5 protein-coding genes are annotated in these 7,631 nt (G+C 35.9%); 2 read left to right on the plus strand and 3 right to left on the minus strand.

Annotated features, from left to right (window positions below; all coding sequences use genetic code 11):
- Positions 1 to 1,347 (plus strand): ATP-dependent protease ATPase subunit HslU, encoded by a 1,347-nt coding sequence (hslU, locus tag MT391_RS17085; RefSeq protein ID WP_499499170.1) that lies wholly within the window; start codon positions 1 to 3, stop codon positions 1,345 to 1,347.
- A gap of 159 nt (positions 1,348 to 1,506) precedes the next feature.
- Here hslU and MT391_RS17090 read toward each other — a convergent pair whose 3' ends face one another.
- The 3 genes from MT391_RS17090 to MT391_RS17100 all read right to left on the minus strand — a co-directional run bounded on the left by MT391_RS17090 (position 1,507) and on the right by MT391_RS17100 (position 5,205).
- On the minus strand, positions 1,507 to 2,040 hold the full coding sequence (locus MT391_RS17090; protein ID WP_028869433.1) for an MltR family transcriptional regulator: 534 nt from the start codon (positions 2,038 to 2,040) through the stop codon (positions 1,507 to 1,509).
- Positions 2,041 to 2,091: 51 nt separating this feature from the next.
- A complete protein-coding gene (locus MT391_RS17095; RefSeq protein WP_182690363.1) occupies positions 2,092 to 3,234 on the minus strand; it encodes a mannitol-1-phosphate 5-dehydrogenase in 1,143 nt (380 codons plus the stop codon).
- A gap of 75 nt (positions 3,235 to 3,309) precedes the next feature.
- Positions 3,310 to 5,205: a PTS mannitol transporter subunit IICBA gene (locus tag MT391_RS17100; RefSeq protein ID WP_499499172.1), complete on the minus strand. Its 1,896-nt coding sequence runs from the start codon at positions 5,203 to 5,205 to the stop codon at positions 3,310 to 3,312.
- 1,143 nt (positions 5,206 to 6,348) lie between these two features.
- Between MT391_RS17100 and MT391_RS17105 the strand changes: the two genes are divergently transcribed.
- Positions 6,349 to 7,372, plus strand: a protein-coding gene (locus tag MT391_RS17105; protein ID WP_499499174.1) for an IS630 family transposase whose coding sequence is annotated in 2 segments (ribosomal slippage) — positions 6,349 to 6,803 and positions 6,802 to 7,372 — 1,026 coding nt in all. Because the reading frame shifts where the segments join, the coding sequence is not laid out codon by codon here.
- Positions 7,373 to 7,631: the final 259 nt, after the last annotated feature.

Consider the following 7,631-nt stretch of genomic DNA (forward strand, 5'->3'; position numbering starts at 1 on the left):
ATGACTAATAATATGACTCCACAACAAATAGCACATGAATTAGATCGCCACATCATTGGCCAAAGCAAAGCTAAACGTGCTGTTGCTATCGCATTACGTAATCGTTGGCGTCGAATGCAATTAAATGAAGATATTCGCCAAGAAGTAACCCCTAAAAATATTTTAATGATCGGTCCTACAGGTGTCGGTAAAACTGAGATTGCACGCCGTTTAGCAAAATTAGCGAATGCACCTTTCATTAAAGTTGAAGCAACCAAGTTTACTGAAGTAGGTTATGTCGGTAAAGAAGTTGAAAGTATTGTTAAAGATTTAGTTGAAGCTGCAATTAAAATAACCAAAGAACAAGAATTAGCAAAAGTAACAGCAAAAGCAGAAGATTTAGCTGAAGAACGTATTTTAGATATTCTTATTCCACCTGCTAAAACAGCAACAGAATGGGATGTAAATAAATCAGATGTAATTGAAGAAGGTCCTGCTAGACAATCTTTCCGTAAAAAATTACGTGAAGGTAAACTGGATGATAAAGAAGTTGAGATTGATGTGCCTGCACCACAAATTGGTGTAGAAATAATGGCTCCTCCTGGTATGGAGGAGATGACAAATCAACTGCAAGGCATGTTCCAAAACCTAGGTAATAAGAGCGAGTCTAAAAAACGTAAAATGAAAATTAAGGACGCATTAAAAGCATTAGTAGAAAACGAAGCGTCAAAACTGATTAACCAAGAAGACTTAAAAGAAAAAGCAATTTTCGCTGCAGAAAACAATGGCATCATCTTTATAGATGAAATTGATAAAATATGTAAACGTGGTGAGTCATCTGGTCCTGATGTTTCACGCGAAGGCGTACAGCGTGATCTGCTTCCTTTAATTGAAGGCTCAACAGTGCAAACTAAACATGGCATGGTGAAAACAGACCATATGCTATTTATCGCTTCAGGTGCTTTCCAAGTAGCAAAACCGTCTGATTTAATTCCTGAATTACAGGGGCGTTTACCTATTCGTGTTGAATTAGAAGCTTTACGTGAAGAAGATTTAGCACGTATTTTAACTGAACCGAAAGCGTCTTTAAGCGAACAATATCAAGCTTTATTAGCGACTGAAGGAGTGACTATTACTTTCACTCAATGCGGTATCAATAAAATAGCGAAGTCAGCATGGCATGTGAATGAAACGACTGAAAACATCGGAGCACGACGCTTACATACCATGATGGAACACATTATGGATGAGCTATCTTATGAAGCCACTGAACGTTCAGGTGAATCTATTACTATTGATGAAGCCTATGTTGCTAGTATGCTAGATGAAGTCGTTCAAGATGAAGATTTAACTCGTTATATATTATAAAGTAAGCATTCATAATATATAAATAAAAAGGCTCTGGTACCTATCGGTATCAGAGCCTTTTTCATTTCATAAACTAGCCAATGCTAATAGTATTTAATCAACAATTATCTATTTTTCGCGAGTTTAAAGTCGTATAACGACCCTTTTATGATTAAAGTATTAAAAAGGACTTTCTTTATTTAACGTTTCGCAGAGAGAAATAATTTCAAGCGCTAAAGATGATTTGATCACTTGTTGCTGTCTATCTAGTTGCATTTTATAAAAAGTTAAATCGATATCATCTTGCGCGATAGCCACTAATTCAAAAATACTCATATTCATATTTTTAGCTAAATGAAGAGATTTAATCTCATTAGCAATTAACTGATCAGTAAAGTGGTATTCGGCACTATCGTTACTGAGTAAATTTTTTAATTTTATAATGCTTTCTATATCTTGATAAATAGCATGAGGTATCACCCCTAATCCAAATAATAGCTTTAAACGAACAGACAACTCACCTAAAGGCCCTGAATTATGTAGTAGTGGGCCTACAACAGATTGAACAGCAAAATCATTTTTCAGAAAAATACGTTCAATTAATCCTTGAATAAGTTGTTCAAATATATCCACAGTAGAGATAAAAAAACCACGAGCTGTCAGGCTCGTATTTAGACATTCTAGTATTTCAGTTTCTTGCAGTTGTTTTGACATAAGCTCAGCTAGGTTAGGTTGTACGAGATAGCTCTCGTACAACTATTTTTTTTAAGCCATCGCTAGGTATAGCTGTTCTATTTTGATCGCTTCATTACCGTCTGCTGGTAAACCAGTGTATTTAGACAGTGTTGCAATAAAGCCAATCTCTTCTAATGATGATTGTAATTCAATTGCTTGTGGGTCATCGCTATTTTTATATTTAAATGCAGCAGCAATACCTTTTAATAACATATCATTAGCAGTAGCGTATTCAATAGTGCCTAATAGAGGTTTAACTAAACGGTCATTCTCACCTAACTTACGGATAGGTTGACGGCCTACACGGTCAATTTCATCATGTAGATAAGGGTTTGCAAAGCGACCGATAATTTTCTCAATGTAAGCATTGTGTGCATCACGCTCAAAACCATAACGGTTAATCAATACTTCACCACTTTCTTGCATTGCTTGTTTTACCTGAGAACAAATAGCATCATCATCAATAGCATCTTTAACTGTTTCATGACCTGCTAATGCACCTAAATAAGCAGTCATGATATGACCTGTATTTAAGGTAAATAGTTTACGTTCGATGAAAGCCATTAAGTTATCAGTTTTCTGCATGCCTTCAATAACAGGTATTTCACCTCTAAATTGTTGCTCATCAACAATCCACTCACTGAAGCTTTCCACTGTCACTTCAAGAGGATCATCAGATTCAGAAGGAGGTACAATACGGTCTACGGCAGAATCAACAAAACCAACTAGGCGCTCTGCTTGCTCATGGTATTTTTCATCTAAATGTTTATACACTTCTGTTTTAAGGAAAGTCGTACCTCGGATCATGTTTTCACATGCGATGATATTAAGGAATTGCTCGTTTTTTGCATCAAAACGTAATGCTAAGCCTTGTGCAATTTTGTTAGCGATAATAACTAATACATTAGGGCCAACGGCTGTAGTGATTAAATCTGTTTCACTGATAAGAGCAACTAACTCTTCGCTTGTTGAATTAATTGCATTAACACCAGAAACAACTTCTGTTTTACATTCTGCACCAACTACTTTTACATTGTAAGTATTCAGTGTATTTAGCAAATTAATAACTTTTTCATCGACATCAGCAAAAGTAACTTTTATGCCAGCATCTGCTAATAATTTACCAATAAAGCCACGGCCAATATTACCCGCGCCAAAATGAATTGATTTCATTGTTTTTTCCTTATGAAAGTAATCTAAAACGAAAAACGCTGGTAAAAACCAGCGTTTTAATTAAGTCTGATTTGACTAACTTAATATACTTAATACTTTTTGAACATCTTTACTATTGATCAATGTTTCGATAGCTTCTGGGTCATCAAGAGCATTAGTTATAGTTGTGATTACGCTAATATGTTCATCATTCTTAGCAGCAATACCAATAACTAGTTTAGCGATATCATCTGCTTCATCACCAAACAGTATACCGTCTGAATATTGACATACGACAATACCCGTTTTTATAACACTTTCTTTTGCTTCAATCGTACCGTGTGGTACTGCAATTGATTCACCAAGATACGTTGTTACTAGTTTTTCACGCTCAAACATACCTTCAATGTAAGCTGGTTCTGCATAACCTAATTTTACAAGTTGCTCACCTGCAAATTGTATTGCTTGTTGTTTGTTTTCAGCTTTCAAACCTAAATAAATATTCTTTTCAGTTAATTCAAATACAGGTTTTGCAGTAGGTTCTTCAACAACTGCAGCAGGTTGACTGCTTGCTGCAGGCGTTCCTGATGCTGCGATTATTTCAGCTACTAATCCATCATAAAGAGTACTGTCTAAGAAGTTAGTTAGAGATAAATGCTTAGCTTGAGCTGCATGCTTAATTGCACGAGGCGTTAAATCTTTATGCGTAATAACAATATCAACATCACCAGGAAGGTTGTTAATTGCACAGTTAGTAACACTAATATTTAATCCCGCAGATTTAACTTTTTTGGCTAATAAACTTGCACCCATTGCACTAGAACCCATACCAGCATCACAAGCAACAATGATTTTATTCACGTTAGCCATATCTACATTTTCACTACCTTGAGCCGCTGCTGCAGGTGCATTTTTAAGATTTTTCATTTGGTTAGAAGCTTCAGCTAGTTTATCGCCTTCATCTTCACCTAAATCTTTTTGCGTTTTCATTAATAAAGAAGCAACAAGGAAAGATACAGAAGCAGATAAAACAACAGATAAGATAACACCAATTAATGACGCTTTAGGTGTTAGCAATAATACAGCGAAGATAGAACCAGGTGATGCAGGAGAAAGAAGACCAGCATTAAATAATGTTAACGTGAATACACCAGTCATACCACCTGCAATAACAGCAAGGATTAAACGAGGGTTCATTAACACATATGGGAAGTAAATTTCATGGATACCACCAAAGAAGTGGATGATTGAAGCACCACTAGCAGTTTGTTTAGCAGTACCTTTACCAAATACCATGTATGCAAGTAATAAACCTAAACCAGGACCAGGGTTTGCTTCAATTAAGAAGAAAATAGATTGACCTAATTCAGTAGATTGTTGAATACCTAATGGCGAGAAGATACCGTGGTTGATTGCATTATTTAAGAATAATATTTTAGCTGGTTCAACAAAAATAGAAGTAAGAGGTAATAAACCTGCTTGAACCAAGAAGTTTACACCGGCAGCAAGACCTTCAGAAAGAACGAAAACAGCTGGACCGATTAAGTAGTAAGAAATAATAGCTAAGATCATCCCGATAATACCAGATGAGAAGTTATTCACTAACATTTCAAAACCGCTCTTAATTTTACCATGAACAGCTTTATCAAATTTACTGATTGCCCAGCCACCTAAAGGACCAACAATCATTGCACCGAGGAACATTGGAATTTCAGTACCTACGATAACACCCATTGTAGTAATCGCACCAACTACAGCACCACGATCACCACCAACTAATTTACCACCGGTGTAACCGATTAATAAAGGAAGAAGGAATTTAATCATTGGGCCAACTAAAGCAGCTAGACCTTCATTAGGGAACCAACCCGTTGGGATAAATAGTGCTGTAATAAAACCCCAGGCAATAAATGCCCCAATATTTGGCATAACCATGTTTGATAGGAACCTACCAAAGTTTTGTACTCTGATTTTACTCTCGGATGATATCATGTCATTTCCCCGTTCAATTTTATTATAAGTAATGTTAAGTAACAGTTAATTAAAAACCGTTATATTCCGTTTGATACAATTAATTTAGCACATTCACAAAAATATAAAACATAGCCTCATTTCATGTGAAGATGATCACTAAAAAGAAACCAAAATGACTACTTTTGATACATGAGTCACTTTAATAAGATGTACTATTGCTACAAATCAAATATAAAGGTGTCAATGAGCTGAATTTAGTGATTTAAATCACATTTGTTATGATGCGCAAAACACCACAAACGAGACCTATGTCTCGTAAAATCGTATTTAAAATGCAATTACAATTAATTAGAGTGACGTAGATCTCTTTATTAATGCTAATAATTATACAGTGTAATTTAATTACATAATTTAAAATTCCAATATCAGCATCCTAAGCACTGTATTTATGATCAAAAAACACACAAACAGTATGATGTTTGCACAAAAAATGATCGCGTAAAAAACAAAAATATCCCTTCCTCTTATAGGGTATATAGCCCAAAAAACACCTTCTGTGCTGTGCATAGCAATCGGGTAAATCAATATATAATTCGTGATGCCATGCAAAATAAATGATAACTATTAAAGCCATGAACGAAATGAACATCTGTCGACTTAATTCGAGCTTTACACAGTGCTTGAATATCTGCTAATCAGTTCTATAAAAATTAGCGCGTACAGGCGTTTGTGAAACTATGCAGATACGCCAAAAGACTATTACTAAAAACAAAAATTTTTAGTAATAGTTAGATGGTGGGTTATATAAAGACTTGGCATTAATAATATGAATGCAATGCAAATAGGTGCGACTTTTATCCTCTATAAAAGAATTTCATCATCAACTAAGTACTAAAAATGGTCACTAGATGGCTACTACTGTTTATATCGAGGTCAAAAATTCATTGCCACCAAAAGTCTAAAACAAAAAAACAGTGAGTAAGTTAATAAGGATTATTCTGATACTATGTGGCTTACGAAGGATCAACATTACTCATAATCCATAGCTGCCGCGATACTACCATGGCCCGCAGTGTTCCTTTGATCACGACCCAATACTCTCGTATAATACAATTTCCGATAAATATGTGATCTAATTAAGGTTCTTACAAAGGAGTTAGTATGAGTCACAATTTTACTGAATTAATTAATGCGACAACCAATGCGAGACAACGATTAAAATTACTCGCAGTCTCGCATTTCTTAGAGGGGAAAAGTAGAACTGATATTGCGGCTTTTTTAAAGGTAAGCCGTAGAAGTGTCAACAATTGGATTAAAGCATACCTTCATTCTGGGTTAACAGGTTTGGAAGTAAAGCCTCGCAGTGGGAGACCTCATCGACTCACGCCAGAGCAGCTTGCTAACATAAAGCAATATGTGATTGATAATGCTATCAAATCAAAAGGTGGCCGTTTACAGGGAAAGGATATACAAGAATATATTCAAACAACGTTTGGGGTTACCTATCAAAAAACCAACATTTATCATTTACTACACAAATTAAACCTAAGCTGGATAACGACACGCTCTAAACACCCAAAGCAATCAGAAGAAGCACAAGTCTCTTTTAAAAAAATTCCAAATAAAAACGATCCTTAAGATCCCTGGGCATGTTCATTTAAAAGATGTACGCATTTGGTTTCAAGATGAGGCTAGATTTGGTCAACGCAATACAACAACTAGGATATGGACAGAAAAAGGCACCAGACCGAGAGCCGTACAGCAGCAACAATTTGAATATGCTTATTTATTTGGCGCGGTCTGTATCAATACAGGTCAAACCGAAGCATTGGTGATGCCTTTCAGTAATAGTGAAGTGATGAAGGCGCATTTACGCTTAATTTCTGATGCAACCCCGAAGGGAAAACATGCTGTCGTAATAATGGATCGAGCTAGTTGGCATCAATCGTATTTAGCGGAAGAGTTTACTAATCTAACTATTATTCACCTTCCTCCCTATTCCCCTGAGCTAAATTCAATCGAGCAAGTTTGGCAATGGATGCGAAACAATGAAATCGCAAACAGGTGCTTTGACGGTTATAACGATATTGTCAATAAATGTTGTGATGCTTGGAATCGCTTCAGTGAAGACAAAAATAGAGTCATCTCACAATGTTATAGAGACTGGACTAATCTGGAAACTTAATTATCGGAATTGGTATTATAACGATATTGTCAATAATAAATGTTGAGATGCTTGGAATCGCTTTAGTGAAGACAAAAATAGAGTCATCTCACAATGTTATAGAGACTGGACTAATCTGGTGGAAACTTAATTATCGGAATTGGTATCACTAGGGCACACAGAGCTTAGCCCGCTCATAAGACGATGCTGACCGCATCATTCACCCCTATCTATCGCACTAAAGGATGGCCTCTGCGTGGCGCTTTATTTATCCCCTGCT

The organism is Vibrio sp. 1-Bac 57 (assembly GCF_037546855.1).
GTDB lineage: Bacteria > Pseudomonadota > Gammaproteobacteria > Enterobacterales > Psychromonadaceae > Psychromonas.